The 24106-nt window shown below is 40.7% G+C and carries 14 protein-coding genes; 8 read left to right on the top strand and 6 right to left on the bottom strand.

All coding sequences use genetic code 11. The annotated features are described in order from the left end of the window. Window positions 1-10 precede the first annotated feature (10 nt). From BMY21_RS07685 to BMY21_RS07675, 3 genes are read left to right on the top strand one after another with little or no spacing between them, the layout of a single operon-like run. Window positions 11-727: an ATP-binding cassette domain-containing protein gene (locus BMY21_RS07685; protein WP_074642477.1), complete on the top strand. Its 717-nt coding sequence runs from the start codon at window positions 11-13 to the stop codon at window positions 725-727. After that, window positions 724-1632 (top strand): MlaD family protein, encoded by a 909-nt coding sequence (locus BMY21_RS07680; protein ID WP_074642475.1) that lies wholly within the window; start codon window positions 724-726, stop codon window positions 1630-1632. The genes BMY21_RS07685 and BMY21_RS07680 overlap by 4 nt, the downstream gene beginning before the upstream one ends. Then, on the top strand, window positions 1632-2522 hold the full coding sequence (locus BMY21_RS07675) for a tetratricopeptide repeat protein (RefSeq protein ID WP_074642473.1): 891 nt from the start codon (window positions 1632-1634) through the stop codon (window positions 2520-2522). Before BMY21_RS07680 ends, BMY21_RS07675 begins: the two co-directional genes overlap by 1 nt. Here the strand turns inward: BMY21_RS07675 and BMY21_RS07670 are convergent. From BMY21_RS07670 to BMY21_RS07660, 3 genes are read right to left on the bottom strand one after another with little or no spacing between them, the layout of a single operon-like run. Further along, complete coding sequence (locus BMY21_RS07670; RefSeq protein WP_074642470.1) at window positions 2512-3414, bottom strand: DNA/RNA non-specific endonuclease; 903 nt, start codon at window positions 3412-3414, stop codon at window positions 2512-2514. The genes BMY21_RS07675 and BMY21_RS07670 overlap by 11 nt on opposite strands. A 1-nt stretch (window position 3415) precedes the next feature. Beyond that, window positions 3416-4780, bottom strand: coding sequence for a M16 family metallopeptidase (locus tag BMY21_RS07665; protein WP_074642468.1), 1365 nt, complete (start codon window positions 4778-4780; stop codon window positions 3416-3418). Continuing rightward, window positions 4781-6247: a M16 family metallopeptidase gene (locus tag BMY21_RS07660; protein WP_074642465.1), complete on the bottom strand. Its 1467-nt coding sequence runs from the start codon at window positions 6245-6247 to the stop codon at window positions 4781-4783. Between the two features lie 167 nt (window positions 6248-6414). Here BMY21_RS07660 and BMY21_RS07655 point away from each other — a divergent pair, with 167 nt between their 5' ends. Then, window positions 6415-8463: an ABC-F family ATP-binding cassette domain-containing protein gene (locus tag BMY21_RS07655; protein WP_074642462.1), complete on the top strand. Its 2049-nt coding sequence runs from the start codon at window positions 6415-6417 to the stop codon at window positions 8461-8463. Here the strand turns inward: BMY21_RS07655 and BMY21_RS07650 are convergent. Next, window positions 8460-9605, bottom strand: a complete 1146-nt coding sequence (locus BMY21_RS07650) for an FtsH/Yme1/Tma family ATP-dependent metallopeptidase (RefSeq protein WP_074642460.1) — start codon at window positions 9603-9605, stop codon at window positions 8460-8462. The genes BMY21_RS07655 and BMY21_RS07650 overlap by 4 nt on opposite strands. Before the next feature lie 90 nt (window positions 9606-9695). Here BMY21_RS07650 and BMY21_RS07645 point away from each other — a divergent pair, with 90 nt between their 5' ends. Genes BMY21_RS07645 through BMY21_RS07635 form a run of 3 tightly spaced genes read left to right on the top strand, consistent with a single transcriptional unit; the run spans window position 9696 to window position 18625 of the window. Continuing rightward, a complete protein-coding gene (locus BMY21_RS07645) occupies window positions 9696-12995 on the top strand; it encodes an exodeoxyribonuclease V subunit gamma (RefSeq protein WP_074642457.1) in 3300 nt (1099 codons plus the stop codon). A gap of 1 nt (window position 12996) precedes the next feature. Further along, a complete protein-coding gene (locus BMY21_RS07640) occupies window positions 12997-16620 on the top strand; it encodes a UvrD-helicase domain-containing protein (protein WP_074642454.1) in 3624 nt (1207 codons plus the stop codon). Continuing rightward, the gene (locus tag BMY21_RS07635) at window positions 16607-18625 is read left to right on the top strand and encodes an ATP-dependent DNA helicase (protein WP_074642451.1); all 2019 of its coding nucleotides are present in this window, start codon (window positions 16607-16609) and stop codon (window positions 18623-18625) included. Before BMY21_RS07640 ends, BMY21_RS07635 begins: the two co-directional genes overlap by 14 nt. Here BMY21_RS07635 and malQ read toward each other — a convergent pair. Beyond that, the gene (gene malQ / locus BMY21_RS07630) at window positions 18622-20127 is read right to left on the bottom strand and encodes a 4-alpha-glucanotransferase (RefSeq protein ID WP_074642449.1); all 1506 of its coding nucleotides are present in this window, start codon (window positions 20125-20127) and stop codon (window positions 18622-18624) included. The two genes, BMY21_RS07635 and malQ, sit on opposite strands and share 4 nt — an antisense overlap. Window positions 20128-20216: 89 nt before the next feature. On the opposite strand from malQ, the gene BMY21_RS07625 reads away from it, so the two are divergent. Further along, the gene (locus BMY21_RS07625) at window positions 20217-21917 is read left to right on the top strand and encodes a SulP family inorganic anion transporter (RefSeq protein ID WP_074642447.1); all 1701 of its coding nucleotides are present in this window, start codon (window positions 20217-20219) and stop codon (window positions 21915-21917) included. Between the two features lie 4 nt (window positions 21918-21921). Here BMY21_RS07625 and BMY21_RS07620 read toward each other — a convergent pair whose 3' ends face one another. Further along, entirely contained in the window at window positions 21922-23988 is a 2067-nt protein-coding gene (locus tag BMY21_RS07620; protein ID WP_074642444.1) for a right-handed parallel beta-helix repeat-containing protein, read from the bottom strand. Window positions 23989-24106: the final 118 nt, after the last annotated feature.

Genomic DNA, 24106 nt, shown 5'->3' with positions numbered 1-24106 from the left:
GGAGTTATTGATGTCGATTTTTAAGATGATAAATGTCTGCTTTGAAGACAACGGTCAGAAAATCATAAACAATATCTCTCACTATATTGAACAAAGTACTGTTACAGCCTTTCTTGGAAAACCGGGAAGCGGAAAGTCGACGGCCCTTAAACTGCTCGCGGGGCTTATTACTCCTACTTCGGGAAGCATTACTTTTGAAGATAAAGATATTCACAGCATGACTCACAAACAGAACGAGGCTTTCAGAAAAAGAGCTTCGTTTATGTTTCAGGATTCAGCGCTTTGGGCAAATCAGGATATATACCACAACCTGGAACTTCCGCTTCTGCTGCATTTTCCAGATATGAGTGCAGCAGAACGAAAAGACAGAATTAAAAAGATTACTGAGATTGTTGAATTTCATAAGCCGTTGATTATCAGGCCGGCATCTCTTTCAATCGGAGAACAGAAAAAGATAAGTTTTGCGCGGGCCTTAATTTGTGAGCCGGAAATTCTCTTTTTAGATGAGCCGACAGAATCAATTGATGAAAAGACAGAGGATCTTTTTATTTCCATTCTTAAGGATTTTATCAGCCAGAATAAAACTGTCATTTACGTAAGTCATGACAATTATTTAATCAATTCATTTCTGTGCGATAAAATCTACTTTGAAGATGGTGAAATTAAAGAAAAGATTCTTCTTGATGATATAAACCAGATAGACGATTATTATGAGGGTGATTTATGAAATTTAAAATTAAGTATGCAGATCAGATTGTTGGTATCCTGAGTCTTCTCGCAATCATTGCGTTAATCTTCATCATCTTTTTAATCGGCTCCACTCAAAAATGGTTTGTTCCAAAACATAATTACTACACTGTTATTTCTTCTGCTTCGAATATCAGCGCAGGAAAATCAATTACCTATAAAGGCTTTGAAATCGGAAAAATCAGAAACTTTACACTGGATGATTCAGACAATGTTATAGTAAATTTCTATATCACAGATGATTACAAAGCAAAGGCTGTACATAATTCCATTATAGAAATTCTTACCAGTCCGCTTGGTTCTTCTGTAGTTTTTTATCCGGGAAACAGCATTATTCCGCTGGAAGACAATTCCTTTATACCGGAACGTTCAAGTGCTGAAGCCAGAGCTTTAATTAAACAGCGAAAGGTAAGCGTTGTTGAACAGACAGATTCAATCAATACAATTCTTGCAATGGCCACTACCCTTGTAGGCAATATTGATACTCTTGTAAAACAAATCAATATTGCACTGGAAGGAAAGGAACAGACTCCTCTGACAAACACACTCAGACAGGTTAATGCAATTCTTGAAAACATAAATACAATCACTGCCGATACTTCTGGTCTGGTGCCAAAACTGCTTGAAGATGAAAATGCAAAAGGTTCTATAGCAAACGTTCTTTTACAGCTTGATACTACAATGGGTGATATCAATTCAATCACCTCTTCTGTAGAAGGAAACATGCCGGGCATTTCAATTCTGATTTCACAGATGCAGACACTTTTAAAACAGATGCAGGATGTAATGGAAGGCTTAAAGAATAATCCTCTTTTAAAGAATGGAATTTCTGAAAAACCGGAAAAAGAAAATGCAGCTCCAAAACTCAGGGAGGATAATTTCTAATGAAAAAAAATCTGCTTACAGCAAGTATCATTTCAGTTTTGTTTTTCTTCACAGCCTGTTCATCTGGTCCAAAACGTCAGATGTCTATAACAACTATTCAGGATTCCTGCAAACATTCCATTGAATCTGCTAACGCCTGTATTTTAAACGGTAACTATCAGCAGGCAGAAGAAATTCTTGCACGTGCACGAACTCAGGCACTTTCCATCGACAATTATGATTTGCAGCTTTCGGTTTCTCTTGCCCATGTGAGCCTGTACCTTTCCTATAATCCGCCTGAAATTGAAAAGGCAAGACTGTATGTTGAAAACGCTTATGAACTCGTACCAAGCACAACAAAACGAAAGGAAAGTGAACTTCTTTGTGCTATGGGAGAAGCAAGAATTCTTATTGCAGAAAATGCAGTTCAGGAAAATTTCAAAACAATTATAGATAAAATTGATGATGCAAAAAAAGTATTCAAAGACAGTCCGTATAATCATGCTCAGTGCGACAGTATTCTTGGTGATGTTTACAGACTTGCAGGAAGATATAAAGAAGCAGATAAAATCTACAATGAAGCTGCAAAACTTTTTACAGACCAGCGCTATCTTTCTGAAATAGGAATTACTTGGTATAAAATTGCACAGAATCAGTCTCAGTCTGGAAATCAGAAAGGTGCCCTTGAAGCACTTAATACTGCCATTCACTATGACCGCCTTGCTGAAAATTCAATGGCACTTGGAGCTGATTATTACATAAAGGCTGTTATTCTTTTAAAAGGAAAACCTACAGAAGCAAACAGAGCCGAAGCAAAAAAAGCCCTGCTGCATTCTGCAGAAATTTATACAGCTGCTAATCTGGAAGAACTTGCTTCTAAAAGTCTGGAGCTATTCTTAACTATTGAATAAACTCCATAACCTGTGATTCAAGCACAGATTCAAGTTCATCATCCAGAAGCTCAAAGAAATCATATCCAGTATTTTCTTCTATATAATCTACACTGCAAAGATATTGCTGCCAGCTTCCGTTTTTACCACACCCCTTCTCATTTGGAACACATACAGCAATAATTTGGGTATCAGCAGAAACACGAGAAAGGTCCTCTTCTCCTTCATCAAGAATCAGAAGCACTTTCCAGGTAAATGCCGGAACTGTAATAGAAAGTTCTGTCCCATCTTTTTTCGTAACAGGAATCGCTTCAAAATACCCTTTATCTCCAGTTCCGCCAGCGCCTAATGGCCCTGCAAAAATATAAACTTCTTTTCCCTGTAAAACCAGTTCGCGCTCGTACTTTTCCAGAGCCACCCATACAATGCGGTTATTGTCCGGAGACTGCGGAACCATATTCGTCATAAGAAAAGTCATTGAATTATCTTCTGTATTTGCAGTTCGGTCTGCTGAAGGACAAAGATGTCCGCGGTCAAAGCCGTAAGCCGGAAACTTGTAATCCTGTTTGCGAACTGCATACCATTCTGATGGAAGCTCTTTATCTGGACGGAAGGTATCGGCACGGTCTGCATCTCCAAGATCATCGCGACAAAGATGCCAGGCTACCCAGTTAGGATTCAGAGTTGAAGTATTATAGCTGAGCGTAAACTGCGGCCTCTCCATCAGATAGTTTTTATCTGACTCAATGGAAGGCATTGAGTCAGAAGGATTCCCAAAATATAAAGGAGAGTTTTCTGAGTAGCCGACATCAAGAGATGGATCTGAACATTCCTGACTGAAAGCTACACCAGCAAATACAAGAAGTGTAATAATCAAAGAAAATATTTTCTTATTTGATTTCTTCTGCTTCATTCTATTTTAATTCTATTCCTTCTGATTCCGGGCCAACTACAGCAAACCAGCGGGCTGGCTGCTCAATCCAGTACTTATTAAAAACACGAAGAACATCATCTTCTGTTACTGCATGGATTTTATCTACCATAGAAGTATACGCATCCATATCATTATAATCTATAAGTGCTGAACAAACTATAGCGGCTCTTCCACCAGTATTTGTTGCAGAACTATAAATAGAATTGATGAGTGTATTCTTTGTACCAGGCAGAACTTCTGAAACAGGAGCAAACTCATATGATCCATCATCATTTATTTTTGAAACATATTTTCCAGAAGCCATGATAGTACGAGCCTCTTCTGCACATTTCTGGAAATCATTCAAGTTAGAAATCATATAAAAGAATTCTAAACCATAACCTGCAGCAGAACCATTTATATAAGATCCTGTAGAATAGCAGGTTCCATATTTTGAGCGGACAATATTGAACATTGTTTTACTGTAAATACTTGCCGCAAGATCCGCTGCAAAATAATCTTCGCTTGTATTCGAAGGAGTCTGGAAAGCACATGCTGCATAACCAGTACCAGCTGCAGCCTGATTTGTCAAAATTACAGGCTCTCCTGAAATAACAACATCTTTTACTTCAACTTCCGGAAGCGGAGTATTTAATGCTTTTATTGTACCAAGGCTGGAATTAAGCTGCTCTACAAGTTCCTCTGGATTCATTTTAGTAATTGCTATTACACAAATACGGCGTGAATCCAAAACTGTTTTATGTAGTTTTTTCATTTCAGAAATTGTGATATTCTTCAATGAATCTGGAGTTGGACCTGTTGAAGTTTCATACGGATGTCCTTTATAAATATTGTCAGAAACAGTTCTTTTTAATAATGACCATGGATCATTGTATGTTGACTGAATTTCCTGTGAGAACTCTTTCATCATCATGTCATAAACCTGCTTTGGATAAACAGGATTCATAAAACCATCAGTCAGAACAGGAAGCAGCTCTTTGAGATAATAATTAGCACACTGCAATGAAATAACACTTGCGTTATTCATATCAGTACAAAAGATTCCAGAAGTCTTTTCATAAGAAATCTGCATTCTCTTATAATAATTATATTTACCAGAACCTCGTGACATCATTAAAAACAGCGCTTTTTCAAGACCAGACTGTTCAGGCTTAAGCCAGGTACGACCACCCTTTACAACAATGGAAACATCATCAATTGAGTTTTCATTATTTTCTATATAATACACAGGAATTCCATTCTTCAAAGAATATTCTTTTATATCTTCTGAAGAAGGAGTTGCAAATACGTTTCCTGCAAATAAAACACAGCATAAAGCTGTAAATAAGATCTTTATTTTTTTCATTTACTTACTCCACCAGAATGCATTTTCAGCTGTTATCTGAACAAAACCAGCCTCATCAAACTCGGCTTTTGTCTGTTCATAAACTGCAGGATTTACCAGAACAAATACAACAGGATTTCTGCTGTAAACATATTTCTTCAGATACTCATCAATATCTTTCTTTTCAATTGTTTTAAAATTTTCTGAGCGATTCAGATAATAATCACTTGTAGCATAAGCCCAGTAATAAGAAAGTGTTGAAATAAGAGAATCTGCAGTTTCTGTTTCCCATGCCTGATTATCTTTTAGAGTCTGAAGCAGAAGCTCTCGTTTTTCCTTAGTTTCAAGAGATTTGTCTTTTTCAATTGCAGGAAAAGCTTTTTTAGTTACAGTCTCATAATAATCTTTTGCACGCTGAGGCATATTTTTTTCAGGATTATTAGCCATAGCATTAAAAGTCATAATACCATGATGGCGATATACCTGATATCCACCCCAGATATATGAGCTGTCCGGAATCTGAAGTTTTTTATTCTTCATAATAGTTTTTGTATAAGCACCATTAGGATCACGCATTATCTGAGAAAGAGCCTCACCTACAGCAACATCCTTTATATCAAAATCAGAATCAGGTCCATGAATGGCAATTTGAATCTGTGCAAGCTGAGGAGAAATTTCATTATGAGGAATTACACAATATAAAGGAGCATCCAAAGGATTTGCAGCATAAGGTTCACCAGCCTCTGCCCATGGATCAGGTCCTCTCTTCCAGTTTCCATACACCTTCTTTACAAGTTCATAAGCTTCATCAGGATTTACATCACCACCAACAAAAACTGCTGCATTATTTGGAATGTAGTATTTATTTTGAATTTCGCGAAGCTGTTCAACTGTTGCATTCTGAATATTTTCTACAGGACCACATGGGTCAAAAGTCCATGGAGCTTCCGGGAAAAGACTTTTTACAGAAAAATAAAAAATCTGCTCAGATGGCTGACTATAATATCCCTGTATTTCAGAAATAACAACTTTCTTTTCATCTTCAAATTCTTTCGGATCCATAAGAGGTTCACGGATTGCATAACTCCAGAATTCAAGGCCATTCTCAAACTGATCTACAGGAACTGTAATAAAATAATTAACACGGTCAACCGAAGTTATACCGTTCCAGTCTGATACGCCCATGTTATTAAGAGCTGTCTGCATAGCCTGGCTGTTAGCATATTTTGAGTTACCCTTAAACATCATGTGCTCGTACAAATGAAAGAGGCCCGCATTTTCTTTTGTCTGAGCAATAGAACCAGCGCGAACTGCAATTTCAATATTAACAAGCGGTGCAGAGTGATTTTCTGCAACAAAAACCGACAAACCGTTCTCGAGCTTGTAATAATACAAATGCTCAATTGATGTTTCTTCTGCAAAGAGCTGAAGAATTGAGAAGATGATCAGCACAACTAAGGCTGACTTTTTTTTAAATCGTGTTTTCATAAATTCACTTCCTTACAAACAATTTTGTACTACTGTATTATTCATATAATACAGTAGTACAATTGACATGTCAATATACTATAATGACAGTTTGAAGTCACTTTAGTTACATATTTTTTAAATAATCTGTATAATGGCAAAAAATCGATAATTACACGGAGTAAACCTTGAACATTCTTTCCATAAATAATCTGGCAAAAATCGGGCGTGAAAAACCGCTTTTTACAGGAGTAACCTTTGGTATTCAGGAAGGTGAAAAAGCAGCCCTGATTGGCCGGAACGGAACTGGAAAGTCTACCCTGCTCGCTACAATAGCCGGCGTTCTTGTACCAGATGAAGGAACTGTAGTTATAAATAAAGAGGCCGGAGTTTCTTACCTGCCACAGACTCCATCTTTTAATCCGGACGATACAATCCGTGAACATATTTTTAAGAACAATTCTCCAAAGCTTGCGGTAATCCGTGAGTATGAGGAAATCTGCGAGGAGATGGGGACTAAAGAACAGTCCGCAGGCCTTCAGACCCGTTACGAGCAGATTATGCACAAAATGGACAGCGGTGACCTCTGGAATTACGAAGCACAGATCAGTTCAATTTTAAGCACACTCGGAATTACAGATATGACCCGCCGCATGGGAACACTTTCCGGCGGTATGTGTAAAAAAGTTGCCCTCGCTCAGGTACTCGTAGAAGATACAAAACTTCTGCTACTCGACGAGCCGACAAACCATCTCGACATCACAACAATTTTCTGGCTGCAGAATTACCTGCACGATACAAAACGCTCCGTACTCATGGTTACCCACGACCGCTGGTTCTTAGACGCTGTTTGTACAAATATCTACGAGCTCGCACGCAACAAACTCAAGCTCTACGTTGGTAACTACAGCCAGTACCTCGAGAAAAAAGAAACCGAAGCTGAGATAGAAGCAAACACCGAACGCCGTATAGAGTCCGTTCTCCGCTTTGAACGCGAGTGGCTTCTGCGTGGTCCGTGTGCCCGCGGTACAAAAATTAAAGCCCGCATCCAGCGCGACGAGCAGCTCATAAACCGCGAAAAGTTTCAGGCCGACAAAGGCTTTACATTTGAAGTTAAGGGAAAGAGGCTCGGCGGCAAAGTACTCGAACTTCACGGCATTTCAAAGAATTATCCAAAAGGTTATGTAGGAGCAAATGAAGGGGAAAGCCTTCCCCTCGCTCCAGCCGCGTCTTCCGCTACCCCTTCTAACGGGGGACACCCCCGTAACGCCCCCGAGTATGTTCCGGTTATAAAGAACTTCTCCTACATCTTTACAAAGGGTCAGAAAATAGGAATCTTCGGAGACAACGGTTCTGGTAAATCAACCTTCCTTAATATTATCACCGGTCAGATTGCTCCGGACAGTGGAACTGTAGTAGTCGGAGAAAACACAAAGTTCGGCTACTACACACAGAACCCGGTTTTCAAAGATACAAATCTCACCGTACTTGAATACATAAAAGAAACCGCCGAACATATGACTCTCAACGACGGCAAAAAAGAAGTGAGCGCTACAAAGTTCCTCGAAGAGTTCGGCTTTGAAGGAAAGATTCAGCACAGCCCGGTAAGCACACTCAGCGGTGGTGAACGCAAGAGACTTTATCTTGTCCGCCTTCTTCTTGAAAATCCGAACTTTCTCGTCCTCGACGAACCTACAAACGACTTTGATATTTTTACAATGAATATTCTCGAGCAGTTCCTCGAAGGTTACCAGGGATGTCTGCTGCTCGTCAGCCACGACCGTTACTTTATGGACAAAACCGTAGACAGTCTTTTCATCATGGAAGAAGACGGAAATATCAGCGGCTTTGTTGGAAAATGTTCGGAGTATATTGATTACCGCGAAGAAAAACGAAAAGAAGAAAAAGAAGATTCGTCACGAGCTTCAGCAAACTCAACTGCCGGGGGCGTTGCGGGGGTGTCCCCCGCTGGAGAGGGTGGCGAGCAACGAAGTGCGAGCCAGGGGGAGACTTCCCCCTCTTCTCAAAAGAAAAAACTTTCTTTCAAGGAACAAAAAGAATTCGAACAGTTGAACGAAGAAATCCCGGCGCTCGAAGCAGAACAAAAATCGCTTGAAGAAAAAATGGCCTCAAGCGATTTTGAAGAAGTCCGCGTTGCCGGAGAACGCTATAAAGAAATCGAAGCGCTGCTCGAAGAAAAGTATCCGCGCTGGGAAGAACTGGCAGAGCGGGCTTAACACTCCGAACACGCCGCTTTTACATCTGCAAGAGTGAACTCTGCGCGTCCTTCCTGTCCGGCACGTAAAGCGGCGCCGTTCAGTACGCTTGCAATTTTAGCACAGGAATATCCGTTGAACAGACGGGCAAGCACATCCGCAGTACACTCTGCTGCCGGCGCCTTCCCGCGTGTATACATTTCTACCAGCTTACGGCGGGCTGCCTCATCAGGATAAGGAACAGTGAGTTTTGCATCAAAACGGCCCGGGCGAATAAGAGCCGGATCCAGCGCTTTAATGCTGTTTGTTGCAGCAATTACGAGTACACCATTCGAAGCTTCAAAACCGTCGAGTTCATTAAGAAGCGCTGTAACAATTCGGGTATTTTCAGTTTCAAGTGCTGAACCGTTGTAATTTCTGATTGTACCGATACCATCAAACTCATCAATAAAAACAATACAAGGAGCGCGACGGCGGGCCTTCTTAAAAAGCAGCTTTACCTTAAGCGGACCAATTGCCATGAACATACTTTCAAAATCAGTTGCTTTGGCAGGAATGAAATTTATTCGGGCCTCACCAGCAAGAGCCTTTGCAAAAAGAGTTTTTCCGTTTCCAGGTTCGCCTTCAAGAAGAATTCCCTTTGGCATACGAATTCCCTTCTTTGCATACTCAGCAGGCTTTTTCATAATCTCCATTACCTGCACCATATCGCGCTTAAGTTTATCCATACCGACAACGTCATCAAACTTTACGCCTGTTTTATGAACAACCTTAAAGGTATTCGGACTTATAAATTTTCTGAAGGCAATAAAAATCACACCAAAGAAAAAGAGGTAGAAAATCAAATCAAAAATCAAAGAAAGAATTTCTGTACCATCTTTAGCAACAGTCACCTCAATTGCACGCTTCATCAGTTCTTCCTGTAAAACAGGCGAATTAGGATTCTGTGTCTTAAACTTTTCCGAGTTGGTCTTAACTGAAAAATGAATTGTATCTCCTTCAAATTTTACAGAAGAAACATCTCCAGCTTCAACACACTGCCAGAAATCAACATACGAAACTTTCTCTTCTTTATTATCAAAATAATCCCATGCAAAATAACCGGCACAGCACAAAACTGCCGCAATCAAAATCACAAAAAATCTAACATTTATTTTCTTCATATATAAAATATATAAATTCGTAGTAAAAAAATAAAGTAAATTGCCACCGAAAAGCTTAAAACATGTTATACTATATACGAGGGGCTTTGGATGAAAAACGTTTATACTTCATGGGATCTTGATCTTCTTGCAGATAAATTAACTGAACAAATCATGGAAAACTGGAAAACTCCTTTCAGTTCTCCGGCAGTCGTTTTTACTGACCCGAAGACAGAGCAGTGGTTCAAGCTTCACTGGCTCAAAAACAAGGGTACCGGCAATTCCATTCTGATGAATCTCAAAACCCTCCGAATCCAGCAGTTTCTTTTTGATCTGGTAACTCCTCAAAGCACTGAAGCCCATAGCGTTGAAAAGCTTTCTGTAGAACTTCTGCGTGATGTCATTATTAAAAAGCTCACAGAAAAAAGTGCCTCAGGAAAATATTATTTTCAGACTCTTAACGCTCCAGAAGTCGAAACTTATATCACCGGCGGTTCTTCTGTAATCAACGCAAATCATCTTTATGATTTTTCTGAAACAATTGCAAGTCTTTTTATGGATTATGAAGATGTCCGGCCAGATACATTGAATGAAGTACTTGAAAAATCTCACTGGCAGAAAAAGCTTTATGATGATGTAATTGGAACTGATGGAATTAAAATCAAAGATACCCGATATTTAACACTTTATCAGCTTGCTGAACAGAATAAAAAAACAAATAACGGTTCACTTGCTTTCAACTGGTCGAACGAACGTCCTGTTTTTATTTTCGGTTTCTCCGGACTTGGTCAGATTTACCGCAACATTCTGAATGACTTTTCCAAAGAGCATACTCTGGAAGTTTTTATCCAGACTTCTGATGATGAAAATCAAGAAAATCAGCTGCTGGAAAAATGGGCAGTTTTTGGCCGGGAGCACCTTCAACTTTGGACAAAGGACACTCCGTCTCACAACCTGGCCATCAGCGTCTCACATTCTAAAACCGACACTATCCTCCACCGTATTCAAAAGTCAATCGCAGAAAACTCTACGCTGACAACAGAGCAATATTCCGAAGAAGATAATTCTCTTACTCTCACCGGTGCCCCTACCCGTCTTCGTGAAATTGAAGCAGTTCATTCAAAAATCTGTAAACTGCTGGCACAGGATGACGGCACACAACTTGGAGACATTCTCGTTGTTGCTCCTCAAATTCAGGAATATAAAACTGCAATCGAACAGGTATTTGATCAGACTGACCAGTACGCTGCAGATTCAAACTTTCCTTACATTCCATATACAATTGCAGACTTTTCAGGTGAACGTTCACTGACCGCAGAGGCACTTCACATTCTTTTTGGAATTCTCAAAAAAGGCTATCTGTGCCGCACTGATGTTTTTGAACTTTTGCATAATTATCTTGTGCAGACTGTACGAAATATTTCCGATGAAGAAGTTTCTAACTGGGCAGACTGGGCCACAAATCTGAATATTTACCGCGACCGCGAAAATCATGAAGAATGGCAGAAGGCTAAAAACCGTTTACTGATTGCCCGTCTCACAACAGACCTCACAGAAACTAACGACTGTCAGTTTTTACCTTATGAATCAATGAGCACAGCAGACAGCAATTCTCTTTACAAGTTTATTCAGGTAGTGGATGAACTAGAAGAATGGGCTTCATATTCTGATAAAGAAAAACTCAACATTGACGACATCTCTCAGCTTGAAACACTTCTCAAAAACTGGCTGCTTCTCAGCGACAATATTCCGGATGGACTTTACAATGAAAGCCTTGTTTTCCAGAATGTTGTAGAAGAAATTGAACGACAGCGGCTTACCGCTGAACCTGAAGTTTTTTCAGACTGTTTTGCAAATGCTTTATTTGACCGTTCTGCAGCAGTTACACTTCACAGCGCAAATATTTTAACAAAGGGCGTTACCTTCGCAAACTTTGAATCAAACCGTGTCCTCTCAGCAAAGTATATTTTCTTTATGGGACTTGATTCAAAAAGCTTCCCCGGCGTAGACAGTGATAACGAACTTGATCTCAGAAAACTGAACAGCGAACGTCAGTCAGGAGACGAATCAATTCCGTTGAAAAACAAAAACGCCTTCCTCTGCCAGCTCATGGCTGCACGCGAAGGATTTTTTATCAGCTACGTAAATAAAAATCTTCAGAAAGATGAAGACTTTTTTATGTCTTCTGTTCTTAAGGATTTATTCGAAACAATTTATCCGTTAAACAAAAAATTAAAAAAGCAGATTTACGAAACTCAGATAAATATTGATGAAGACCGTTTCTGGAGCGAGTTGTATACTCAGCGTGAATTCCGTAACAAGAAAAATTTCATCAAACTTCAGGAAAGCGATAACGAAATAACGCAAACCGGAGAACAATCGCAGCACAACGCAATTCCACAAGACTCTGCTCCTGCATCAGACACTGCATCTGCACTTCCAGACCGCATAACAATAGGCCAGATGAAAGCCTTTCTTCAGGAACCGTTTATCTTTATGGTTAATCAGAAACTGAACAACAATTATGATGAGGAAGAAAAAGAGCAGCTTGAATTTGAACCTTTGGCACTGAATGCAAAAGTCAGTTCTGATATCAGAAAGTCATATATTCAATCCAGTCTCAAAAATGAAAACACAATTACAGCAGAAAGCATTTCCTTTGAACTGAATATTCATAATGCACTTCCTGATGATTTCTTTGGAGAAAAAGCTGCCGAGATAGTTCTGAAAAACAGCAAAACAATTCTTGAAGCAATACAGGCGTGCTCATTCACCAGCAATCTTGTCTTTAATGAAAATACAATGCTTCTGATTAAGCAGCTTCCAGGCATCACACCAAAAAACTGGTTTATTTCCGGAGAACTTGCCTGGTACAACAAAGATTTTAATCAGACAAAAATTATCAATACACTTGAGCTTTCAAATTCAGAAAACGTTCTTACCGGTTATATAACTTCACTTCTCCTGCTCGCTTCACAACCAGAAAGCGACACCAGTGAATACAGCATAACCTTGAATGCTGCCGTTCTCTCGGAAGGTCAGGCAAAGATTAAGCATCAGAAATACAAAGCCACTCCAGAGTTTGCGCGAGCTATTCTGAACAAAATCTATAATGCAATGTTCATTTCACGGTTTAATAAAAGTGCACCTGCAAAACTTGTTCAGAATGATTTTAAGAAAAATGATGATGAACAGCTTTCGTTCCAGAACTTTAAGAATAAACTGATTGATTCTTATAACAACGGAGAATGGCAGTATTTTTCAAAACGAAAACTTTTTGATTTAGACAAAGACATCGGCTACTCTCATGAAAAATTTGCAGAAGAGTGGCAGACAGCAAAGGCTCATCAGGCAGAACTGATTCAATACATAGCACAGAGTGCTTCGAATACTACAGGCAGGGGAAAATAGAATGGCACTTAAAGAATTTAATTTAGATAATTATTCTGACATTACAGAATCCATGTATATTCAGGCCTCTGCAGGAACCGGAAAAACTTATAACATTACCGGAATCGTAAAAAAGCTCATTGATAAAAAAGTCAGGCTTGAAGAAATACTTGTCGTAACCTATACCGAAAAAGCAGCCGGAGAATTACGCGACCGAATCAGAGCAAAATGTCCTGATGAAGATGTAGACAATGCTGCAATTTTTACAATTCATTCATTCTGTCAGAAAACTCTCAGTGAATTTTCATTTACTGCAAATCAGTGTGCATCTCTTTCTCTTGTTGATGATGACGCAATTGATGATTTTATTGACCGCTGGATTCGAGACGTACTGAAAAACAATTCAGATTTCAAACAGCTTTTTGTAGATGCAGAAAAACAATCTACATTCATAAACAATCTTAAAAGAGATTTCAAACAGGCGCTCTCAAAATATTATCTTGATTATCAGCATGATGAAGTTGAAAGCATTGTAAAGCTTGATGAAGACAATTTTATTTTCTTTGAAGATACACCACTCTCTTTTGCCACTTTTGAACAGGTTACAGCTCCACAAAGAATAGAAGATCTTTTTATTATCCAGGGCTTTGAAGAAGCCTGGACAGAACTTAATGAAAAGCTTTATGCAAAAAAAGCTGAAGATTTTAAGAACTCGATTTTATCAAATATCAGTGAAAATCACAATTTTGGTTTTGATGGAAGAAGCATACAGGAGAGATGGATTGGAGAAGAAATCGCCGAAGTCTTTCTGTATTTTAAGAATCTAAAAGAGTCATATAAAAAGCTTCTTGAGAAAAGGTCTACGCTTCCACTTAAGAAATTTTATATTTCTCAACTCAAAAATCTTTACACAGCCTGGCAGAAGGAAAAAGAAAACAATAAAATGCAGAGCTACGATGATATGCTCAGAAGCGTACGCGAAGCTGTCTGTCAGCCGGAGTCAGCACTTAAAAAGCAGCTTCAGAAAAAATATAAATACGCTATCATCGATGAATTTCAGGATACAAACCAGAAGCAGTGGGACATTTTCAAAACCGTTTTTATGGAAGATTCAGATCACGTAATTATTGTGGTAGGTGATCCAAAGCAATCTATTTACTCCTTCCAGGGAGCAGATGTAAACGTTTATGAAAATGCCATTAAGGTAATCGCTGCAAATGGCGGCGGAGAATATTATCTTGCCACAAACTACCGTTCAACTGATTCAATGGTAGAAAGATGTAATGATTTATTTCAGACTAAAAATAACAGCACTCCTTTTTTCAGTCTGGATTCCGGAATAACCTTTTCTGATTCAAAACCTTCTCATAAAAAAGCCCCTGCAAAATACTGCGGAAAAATCATAGAGCCGGTATGGATAGCAGGCCGCACTGAACAGAGAACGACAGAAGAAGAGTTTGCCACAATTGCCGTTCAGCAGATTATAGACTGCTGTACTTTTGAAAACGGAAAAACAAAACTCCAGGTTTTCGACAAAGATAAGGAAGACGAGACTGGTAACTGTTCTGAACTTCGCAATGTAAGTTTTCATGATTTTGCAATTTTAGTACGTTCTTCATCTGAATATACAGAAATTGAGAGGGCATTAAAAAAAGCCGGTATCCCGTCTCTGCGTTATAAGGATGCAAATCTTTTTGCAGGAAAAGAATGTACTCAATGGATTTCTCTGTTTAATGCAATAACCGCAAAAGATTTTACAGGACAAAAAAGAGCAATTTTAAGTGAAGCTCTTTTTACAGATTTTTTCTGTATTCCACTTGAATCTGTTGAAAGCGAAGAATTCGATAATCCTTCCTGTCCACAAAGACAGATTATAATTCAATGGCAGGAACTTTCACGTCAGAGAAAATGGGCAAAGCTTCTTGAAAATATTTTTGAAGTTACAAATATAGAAAACCGGCTTTCCGATTTAGGTCAGATGCAGTCGCTTACAAAAATCCGCCAGATTGGAAAATACGCTGTTGATTATCTGTATAAAACCGACAGTTCTCTTGAAGATTTAAGCAAGCACCTTTTACGACTTTCGACCTCATCGGATTCTTCTATTGATGATGGTGACATTGTAGAAAAGGGAACTGATTTTGACTGTGTTCAACTTATGACAATCCATGCGTCAAAGGGTCTTGAATTCCCGGTTGTTATCGTTCCTGCTGGTTTAAGAGGAAGAAATAAACAGGGACCATGTGCATGGCTTTATCATGATGAAAACAGAAATGCAAAATTGAGTTTCTGTGATTACGGAAAAACGAAATACCAGACAGAAGAAGATTTTGAAAGAGAACGACTTTTCTATGTTGCATACACACGTGCTTCTTCCATTCTTATGCTTCCTGTTTATGATATCTGGCAATCAGAAGGAGACAAGGACGTAAAAGACGGTATTTATAATTTCTTAAATGATAACATAACAGCTCTTTCTGATAAAAAAGATGAAGAAGAAAAAACTCTTACGAGAAGCATTTCAAAAAATGATAAAAAATTTGATGAACTGAAAGAAGATGTTCTGGCAATACTTCAGGAATTCAAAAAATCAAAAGATGAAACAAACGCCGGGCTGATATTAGAACAGGATATCTCAGAAGAGGAACAGCTGGCAGTTACTAAAGAACTCTCGTCAAAAGTTCCGACTCTCTCTATTCATAAGCATTCCTACTCTTCTCTTTCTCATAAAAAGTCAGCCGCTGAAGACATGACAGAAAATGGTGGACGAGCAGATAAGGAAGGCACAGAAGACCAGAAGGTTTCACTTGCGCTCTTTGATCTGGCAGCAAATCCGGTTTCCTATATTGTAATCCCTGACTCAGATTCAGTTTGCCCGCCAGCAGTAACTGCACCTTATAATTTCCCTAAAGGAACAAAGCTAGGTATTGCTCTTCATGAAGTTTTCGAAAAAGCTGATTTTTCTGCATCACAGGATGATGAGGGACTGCGCCGTCTCATAACGGCCTGCTTCGAGAAGCAGACCTTGAGTATCCCCGAGAACGATCCAGATCAGTGGCTCACATATACAGCCGCCCTCCTGTGGAATACCCTCAACGCAAAACTTCCGGAGATTACCGGCTGCACACAGACCGGCCGCTATTTTAAACTCAGCGAACTCGCAGCCGAAGACCGGATCAGCGAAGCCGAGTTCAACATGAACGCCGACATAATCGCGGGGGCCGACGTCACCACAGACGGCGATATCACCGGTGCATTAAAAAATTACTGCAATGGCTTTATCGACCTCGTCTTCAAACGCAACGTCGGCGGCCGCGACCTCTACTCCATCCTCGACTGGAAGAGCGACACCTTCGAAGCCGGCGAATATTCCGACGGTACACTTCTCAAGACACACACCGACGACCGCTATTCAATTCAGCGTGTTTTATATTCCTATAGCCTCATCAAATGGCTTGCTTCTTTCTACAGGGATGAGACCGAAGCACAGATATTCGAAAATCATTTCGGCGGAATTTATTACGCCTACGTCCGAGGCTGTCATGCAGACACCTGCAGCGGAATCTATGCACGAACCTGGAACAGCTGGCAGGAACTGGAAAACGCATTTAAGAAAATAATGGGAGCAGAACATGAAAGCAGATAAACAACAACTCAAAGATTTTATCAAAAAACTCTCCGACATGAACTGCATCACTCCCGTCTGGGAAAAAGTTCTTGATGTTCTAATTCAGCTGGAACCCGATGTCAGCTTTGAAGCGCTCGCCGTAATCTGCATTTATTTTTCTCTCCTCGATGACGGCAACATCTGTATTCCATTAGCAGCAGGTAAACTTACAGATAAATGGCAGAAAAAATGGGAAGGACTTCTGCTTCAGGAAGGACGGCTTTCACAGAAGGAAGAAGATAACAAATATTTTGCAGACCTTATTACAAAAGGCTTACCTCAGATTTCCACAGAAAAACTTCCGAATCTTATTTCATATTCTGACTCTTCAAAACCTTTTATAATCGATTCCGGATGGCTTTTTGCCGCAAAGTATTATAAGGCAAAAATCAATATAGAAAGAAGAATCAGCCTGATAATGCCTCACAACACAATTTCTCCTCTTGAAGAAGAAAAGCAGAATATTCGGGAATACTTTAAGAATCTTACAGGCAGCGAAACTCAGCTTCCAATGATCCTTAAAGACGAACAGATAAACGCAATTCTCCGCGGCCTTGATGAAAACCTCATTATCACCGGCGGACCTGGAACCGGTAAGACAACTGTAGTCTGCTATCTTTTGTGGGAGCTTTTTCTTACAAAGGATATCATGGATTATTCTCTGTTCCTTGCAGCCCCAAGCGGAAAAGCCGCAGACCGCATGAAGGAAAGTATTTCTGAGACACTTGCACGATTGAATCTTAATGCAATTCCCGAAGGCCCGCAGCGCACCACAGCTCGTACAGTTTTTGAAAAACTTAACAGTGCCCAGTCTTCAACAATTCACCGCCTTCTCAGTTTTAATCCTTCAACCAACGGCTTCCGCTATAACGCAGAAAATCAATTTGAAAAGAAATCGATTTTTGTAATTGATGAAGCAAGTATGATTGATATTACTCTCTTCAGTTCCCTTCTCGAAGCAATTCCAGAAGGTGCACGGGTTTTCATTCTTGGAGATAAAGACCAGCTGCCTTCCGTTCAGGCAGGTGCAGTTCTTGGCGAACTCTTAGCAAAAAAGACCAGTAGTGTTGCAGAGCTTAAGCAGTCCAGCCGCTTTAATGACAATTCAGATGTCGGACGGCTTAAAAACGCAATGCAGGAAGATTCCAGTCTCGACAAAAAACTGGCATTTCTTACAAACTGGAACGAGTGGAAAAACAGCCACAGCTTCACGAGCATACCTCAGGGAGATTTCCCGGTTACAACCTTTGTACCAGAGAAAAGTTTTACAGTGCGTACAAAACAACTTGAAGAAATAATAACCTCATGGAGCCAGGCTTTTTATGAAAACCTCGTTCAGCAGGCCCGCGACGCCTCTGTAGATTTCGATCCTTCAAAACTCGATGCGCTCTGGCAGTCTGCAAGCAAAGCCCGTATTCTTTGTGCCGAACGCAGAGGTCTTCAGGGCGTTGAAACAATCAACAATCAGATTTGTGAGAGTATTATAAAAAAATACAATCTGCCGGCAGACGACGATTACTTTACCGGCCAGCTTCTGATGCTGACAAAGAACCAGGCAATATTCTGTCTTTATAACGGAGACTCTGGAATTGTTGTAGAAAACAACGGGCTAAAATATCTGATGGTGAAAAAGGAAATAAAAAACAGTTCAGACACAGCGGGGCAGCAAACCACTAACGACCGTTCGTTAGTACAACATGGTATTTTTCAGAAGGGCAGTTACATCTTCTACCCTCTTCATCTGCTCCCAAAAGAATCAATTGAAACCGCCTACGCCATTACTATCCATAAATCGCAGGGCTCAGGCTATAAGGCAATTCTTGTACTTTTGCCGGCGCAAATCGGTCATCCGCTTTTGAACCGTCAGATTGCTTACACTGCAATTACTCGAACAGAAGGGGCAACTTATATTTTTGCTGATTACGAAACTCTGGAGCACGCCCGACAGACAGTCATCGAGCGCGACACACAGATTCATCTCTAGTTACGTCCGGCAGCCTTGCTTGCCTGCTTCAGCCATTTAGCCTCATCCGCAGTAATCTGCTCTTCAGTTGCACGCCACTTCCAGTTTTCACCAACCGATGATGGGAAGTTCATTCGTGCTTCGTGGCCCAAACCAATAAGATCCTGCATAGTAAGAATGCACACGAAGGCCTTACACTCAAGAGCTGCTTTCATCATGGTCTCACGCATCTGAGATTTGTCGGTAAGCTTGAAGTATTTCATTGCGTGGTCGAGTTCAGCCGGGCTAGCCGACTCAACCCAGCCGTTGATCGGGTCGTTATCGTGTGAGCCGGTATATACAATGCTGTTCTCAGGAATATTGTGAGGAAGATAAGTATTTGTATTGTCTCCACCAAAGGCAAACTGAATCACCTTCATTCCAGGGAAGCCGCAGTCCTTAAGCATTTTATGAACCTTAGGTGTAAGATATCCAAGGTCCTCAGCAATAATCGGAACCTTTCCAAGAGCCTTCTCTACCTCCTTGAATAAATCAACTCCAGGTCCTTTACGCCACTTACCATTCTTAGCATCTTCCGCACCATACTTTATACAATAGAAAGATTCAAAACCGCGGAAGTGATCAATACGCAAAATATCATAAATCTCAAGACTGGCCTTAAGTCTCTGCTTCCACCAGCCATAGCCGTCTTCCTTAAGCTGTTTCCAGTTATAAACCGGATTACCCCAGAGCTGTCCCTTATCGGTAAAGGCATCAGGCGGGCAGCCTGCAACCTCAAGCGGCACACCCTTCTTGCTAAGCAAAAAGTTTTCCGGATGAGTCCAAACATCAGCACTGTCGGCAGAAACATAAATCGGAATATCACCTATTATTTTGATATCCTTAGAAGCCGCATAAGCGCGAAGCTCCTTCCACTGCTTAAAGAAGAGATACTGAAGCATCTTGTAATATTCCATGCGGCGGGCGCACTTCTTTTTCCAGTCAGCCACAGCTTTTTCTTCACGAAGGCGGATATCCTTTTCCCAGTCCATAAAAGAAGCACCATTGTGAGCATCCTTTACAGCCATAAACAAAGCAAAATCCTCAAGCCAGAATTTATTCTTGCGGCAGAAAGCCTTGTAATCTTCCGGAGTTTTCTTTTCAAAATTATCCTGAAGCTTTGCAAAAAGCTCATTACGCTTTACATAAAGAAGACCGAAGTCTGCACAGGTCGGATCAGCACCCCAGTCAATTCCATCGTAGTCTTTTTTTGAGAGAAGTCCGTCCTTTTTAAGTAAATCAAAATCTATAAAATAAGGATTTCCTGCAAAGGTAGAAAAGCTCTGATAAGGAGAGTTACCATAACCGGTAGGACAAGCCGGCAGAATCTGCCAGTAACTCTGCCCTGCTTTCGCAAGGAAATCTATAAACTTATATGCATTTTTACCAAGGGTACCGATTCCAAAAGGTCCAGGAAGCGAAGAAATATGCATCAGCACACCGCTTCCACGTTTTTTAAACTGTGTTACGTTTGAATTAGCCATATTTCAAGTATACATCACTTTTCCAAATTCGCAAGCAATGACATAGATAGAATGACACTCTTTTGTAAACTCGGTATAATCATTTCACTATGTTTAAACCAGAGTTACTTAATTCGCTCAAGACTTATAATTCAAAGACTTTTGTGAGCGATCTCATCGCCGGTGTTATCGTCGGTATTGTTGCCCTTCCACTTGCAATCGCATTTGCCATTGCATCGGGAGTGAATCCTGCTGCGGGACTTTTTACCGCAATTATCGCAGGTTTTTGTATTTCTGCATTTGGCGGAAGCCGCGTTCAGATTGGCGGTCCTACAGGTGCCTTTGCAGTAATCGTTTACGGAGTAGTTGCTCAGTATGGACTTTCAGGACTTGCCACAGCAACCGTTATGGCCGGAATCATTCTGATTCTTCTCGGCGCTTTTAAGATGGGTGGTCTTGTAAAGTTTATTCCTTACACAATCGTTACAGGCTTTACAGCAGGTATTGCAGTTACAATTGCAGCAGGTCAGCTCGGAGACTTCTTCGGACTCCGCCCGGACTTCTCAACTCCAATGATGATTCTTGGAGAAGAGTATTCAAAGATGCCAGGTGATTTCCTTCCAAAAATCATCGTATACATCCGCTCAGCTGCAACAATCAATATTTACTCAACAATCATGGCAGCAGTTTGTCTCGCCTTCATCTTCATCTGGTCTAAGTTTATCAAGAAGATTCCTGGAAGTTTTGTTGTAATCATTCTTGCAACAGTTGTAAGTATCATCCTTGAAAAAACTGCAGGACTTCACACAGACACAATCGGAAAGTTTGCAGACGGCTCACAGCACTTTGTAATTCCAAATACACTTCCAAAGCCACAGCTTCCAGCCCTCAGCATCAAAACAATCACAACACTCTTCCCTACAGCAATTTCAATCGCAGTACTCGCTGCTATTGAGTCTCTTCTTTCTGCTGTAGTTGCAGACGGTATGATTGGTTCTAAGCATGATTCAAACACAGAGCTTATTGCACAGGGTATCGCAAATATCGCGAGCCCTCTCTTCGGTGGAATCCCAGCTACAGGTGCTATTGCCCGTACTGCTACAAATATCAAGAACGGCGGAAAAACTCCGATTGCCGGAATCATCCACGCAATCACACTTTTGATTATTCTTCTATTTGCAGGAAAATATGCCGCTTACATTCCAATGGCAGCCCTCGCAGCAGTACTTATCAATGTTGCATGGAATATGGCAGGCTTCCCTGCAATCCGCGCACTTCTTAAAGGTCAGAAATCAGATATCTGTGTTTTTGTTGTAACATTCCTTATTACAGTATTTGTAGACCTTACAGTTGCTATTGAAGTTGGACTTGGCTTTGCTGCCTTCTTCTTCATCAAGAAGATGATTGATCTTTCTGAAGTTCAGAATCAGAGAGAAACACTTACCGGCGGTATCAAGGTTGATCAGCCGGAAGAAAACCTCGACATTCCACCTCAGACTTTTGTTTACGAAATTGAAGGACCACTCTTCTTCGGTACAGTACGCAAGTTCGAGCTTGCAACAGAACGCGCACGCACAGACTGTAAGTATCTCGTACTCCGCATGAGAAACACAATTTATCTTGATGCCGGTGGAATTAAGGCTCTTGAACAGTGTAAGGCCGCATGTGACCGCAAGGGAATTACAATCGTAATCAGCGGTATTCACACACAGCCTTACTTACTGCTTGAAAAAACAGGAATGGCAGACACACTCGGCCGTGAAAATATCTTCGATAATATCACAGCCGCACTTGATCGCTGCCGAAAATAATTAATTACAAAACTGCAATTTCATCCGCAAGCTCTGCGAACGGACCTGGAATTGCATGAGAACCGCGGTGGTTTCCGAAGAAGTCTTCATTAAAGATAATATCGGTTCCATCGCGGTTTTCAAATTTCTGCTCAGGCTCAAAAGCCGCGCCGAGGACAGCAGTTGTTATAATGCCGGTCTTATAGTCCCCAATAAGCTCTGCAAGATTATTCTTTAAAACACCGCCCTTCAAAGAAATCTTAGCCTTATTCTTTTTATCACCAACAAGCTTATCAGTTTCATGCTTGCAGACTGTTGCACCATTAAAATATGCATTGCCGCCCAGCCATACAGGAAGATGACCGAAATGATATTTTGCAAGCAGTCCCATATCAGGTTCACGGTCCATCATAAAATTACTGATCCATTCATCATAGGTTGGGAAGATATCGAACGGAGCTGTTCCAACTACTTCATAATCTGTAGCTGCAGCAGTTTTTTCCTTATCAGTGATTGGAGCAATCTGAGCAAAAATATTATTGTAAATTCTGTCATCACCATGAAGAATTGTCATAAAGCCGGCAACCTCTGTACGGTGGCGGATATGGTATGGAGTATAACGAGGCTCTCTCTGATCATTTACAATACTGTCTACACCGGAATTGATGAGACTGAAAGAACCAAGGATCAGATTATGAACAACAGCAATTCCTTCACTTGGAATCGTAACGGAAACCTTAGAAAGTAAAAGATTATTATCAATTGTTGTCGGACCATGTCCAACTTCAATAAACACATCAGTTGAGAACATTGCTCCCTGCGCAGCCTCGCGTCCAGCCGGCCGTTCATTATTGTACATCAGATTCTGAGTAATGCGCGCACCCTGTGCTTCCCAGTCCAGCCATACACCCATAATACAGTCATGAATATGATTACGACGGATTACCACATCAATAGCCGCATGCAGTTTGATTCCAGCAGTCTCCGCACCACCAAGCTGCTGAGAATTACAGATATGATGAATATGACAGTCTTCGATTGTAGAAAAAACTCCACCCATACGGCCAACAATACCAGTCTGCTCACAATGATGAACATGACAGCGGCGAACAGTATGAGAACCGATATTCTCCTTTGTCCAGCCGTGATACTGACCGCGGCAGACTGCATCGCGTTCCATCTGAGTAGGACTCTTAAGATGCTTAGTGTAAAAGTACATATCGTTTTCATCATCGCGGTATTTACCAAGAGAAATGCCACAGCAGCGGCTGTTACAAACCTCAAGGTCTTCGAATACCCAACCCTTACTCCAGTGAGGTCCAATCAGACCATCCTGATAGGCAGCCGGAGGAGCCCAGGTAGTTGCACCATTACAGATTTTAAAACCACGCACAGTAATATAATTAAGCCCGTTTACTTCCGGCATAAAACAGTTACGACGGGCAAGAATTTCTACACTCTGCTTGTTAGGATCAAGCCCCTTAAAGTTGCAATAGAAAACTGTATAGCGGCCGGCCTTAATTTCCTTAGCCTGTGCATTGATTATATATTCAGATTTATAAGGGCCATCCGCATTGTACTGAGGAACCGGTGCCTCACCCTCCTGCTCGCAGTACCATTTGAACTCAGATTCCTTTTGATTCCAGGCACATGGATCAGCCTTACCAGCCAGACATTCTTCGAGACTTGTAGTCTCATACATCATTCTGTCATTCAAAACTACACAGCCGGTATGACGAACCGTAGGTGCAAAATACCAGTCACCACAGACATAACTTGTATATGGATTGTAACCGCCAAAAATACTGTTATCAATTTTAGCAGTCCAGACATCACCCTTATATTTTTTCCAGCCCTTCAAAACCTCAGAACCGGTAATTACCGCACCGAGGGGCTTTTCCGAACGGTAAACAACAGGCTGCCCTTCTTCCCCGCCAAAGCGAGGCACAACCTGCTCGCGGTAAATACCAGGCGCAACAATAACCTCATCTCCCGCCTTAGCCAGCTGTGCAGCTTCATATATAGTCTTAAAAGGAAGCTCTTTACTTCCGTTTCCATTTTTCTTAGTTTTAGCGTTTACATAAAAAATCATACAAAAATCTCCTGTACGATATTATTATACACCGCCATTTCAGAAAAAATTGAAATATTGTCTACAAAAATAGATGAAAAGTACCCTTGTTTGAAGCCCTCTTTTTGTCTAAAATGTT

The organism is Treponema bryantii, from assembly GCF_900111035.1.
Taxonomy (GTDB): Bacteria; Spirochaetota; Spirochaetia; order Treponematales; family Treponemataceae; genus Treponema_D; species Treponema_D bryantii_C.
The sequence above is the reverse complement of the archived record's forward strand: the minus strand, read 5'-3'. Positions and strand labels throughout refer to the sequence as shown.

Bases quoted from the DNA above. Each gene is read 5' to 3' on its own strand.
- BMY21_RS07660 (WP_074642465.1), bottom strand. From the start codon at position 6,247: ATGAAAACACGATTTAAAAAAAAGTCAGCCTTAGTTGTGCTGATCATC.
- BMY21_RS07670 (WP_074642470.1), bottom strand. From the start codon at position 3,414: ATGAAGCAGAAGAAATCAAATAAGAAAATATTTTCTTTGATTATTACA.
- BMY21_RS07650 (WP_074642460.1), bottom strand. From the start codon at position 9,605: ATGAAGAAAATAAATGTTAGATTTTTTGTGATTTTGATTGCGGCAGTT.
- BMY21_RS07640 (WP_074642454.1), top strand. From the start codon at position 12,997: ATGGCACTTAAAGAATTTAATTTAGATAATTATTCTGACATTACAGAA.
- BMY21_RS07665 (WP_074642468.1), bottom strand. From the start codon at position 4,780: ATGAAAAAAATAAAGATCTTATTTACAGCTTTATGCTGTGTTTTATTT.
- BMY21_RS07635 (WP_074642451.1), top strand. From the start codon at position 16,607: ATGAAAGCAGATAAACAACAACTCAAAGATTTTATCAAAAAACTCTCC.
- BMY21_RS07685 (WP_074642477.1), top strand. From the start codon at position 11: ATGTCGATTTTTAAGATGATAAATGTCTGCTTTGAAGACAACGGTCAG.
- BMY21_RS07625 (WP_074642447.1), top strand. From the start codon at position 20,217: ATGTTTAAACCAGAGTTACTTAATTCGCTCAAGACTTATAATTCAAAG.
- BMY21_RS07675 (WP_074642473.1), top strand. From the start codon at position 1,632: ATGAAAAAAAATCTGCTTACAGCAAGTATCATTTCAGTTTTGTTTTTC.
- BMY21_RS07680 (WP_074642475.1), top strand. From the start codon at position 724: ATGAAATTTAAAATTAAGTATGCAGATCAGATTGTTGGTATCCTGAGT.
- malQ (WP_074642449.1), bottom strand. From the start codon at position 20,127: ATGGCTAATTCAAACGTAACACAGTTTAAAAAACGTGGAAGCGGTGTG.
- BMY21_RS07645 (WP_074642457.1), top strand. From the start codon at position 9,696: ATGAAAAACGTTTATACTTCATGGGATCTTGATCTTCTTGCAGATAAA.
- BMY21_RS07620 (WP_074642444.1), bottom strand. From the start codon at position 23,988: ATGATTTTTTATGTAAACGCTAAAACTAAGAAAAATGGAAACGGAAGT.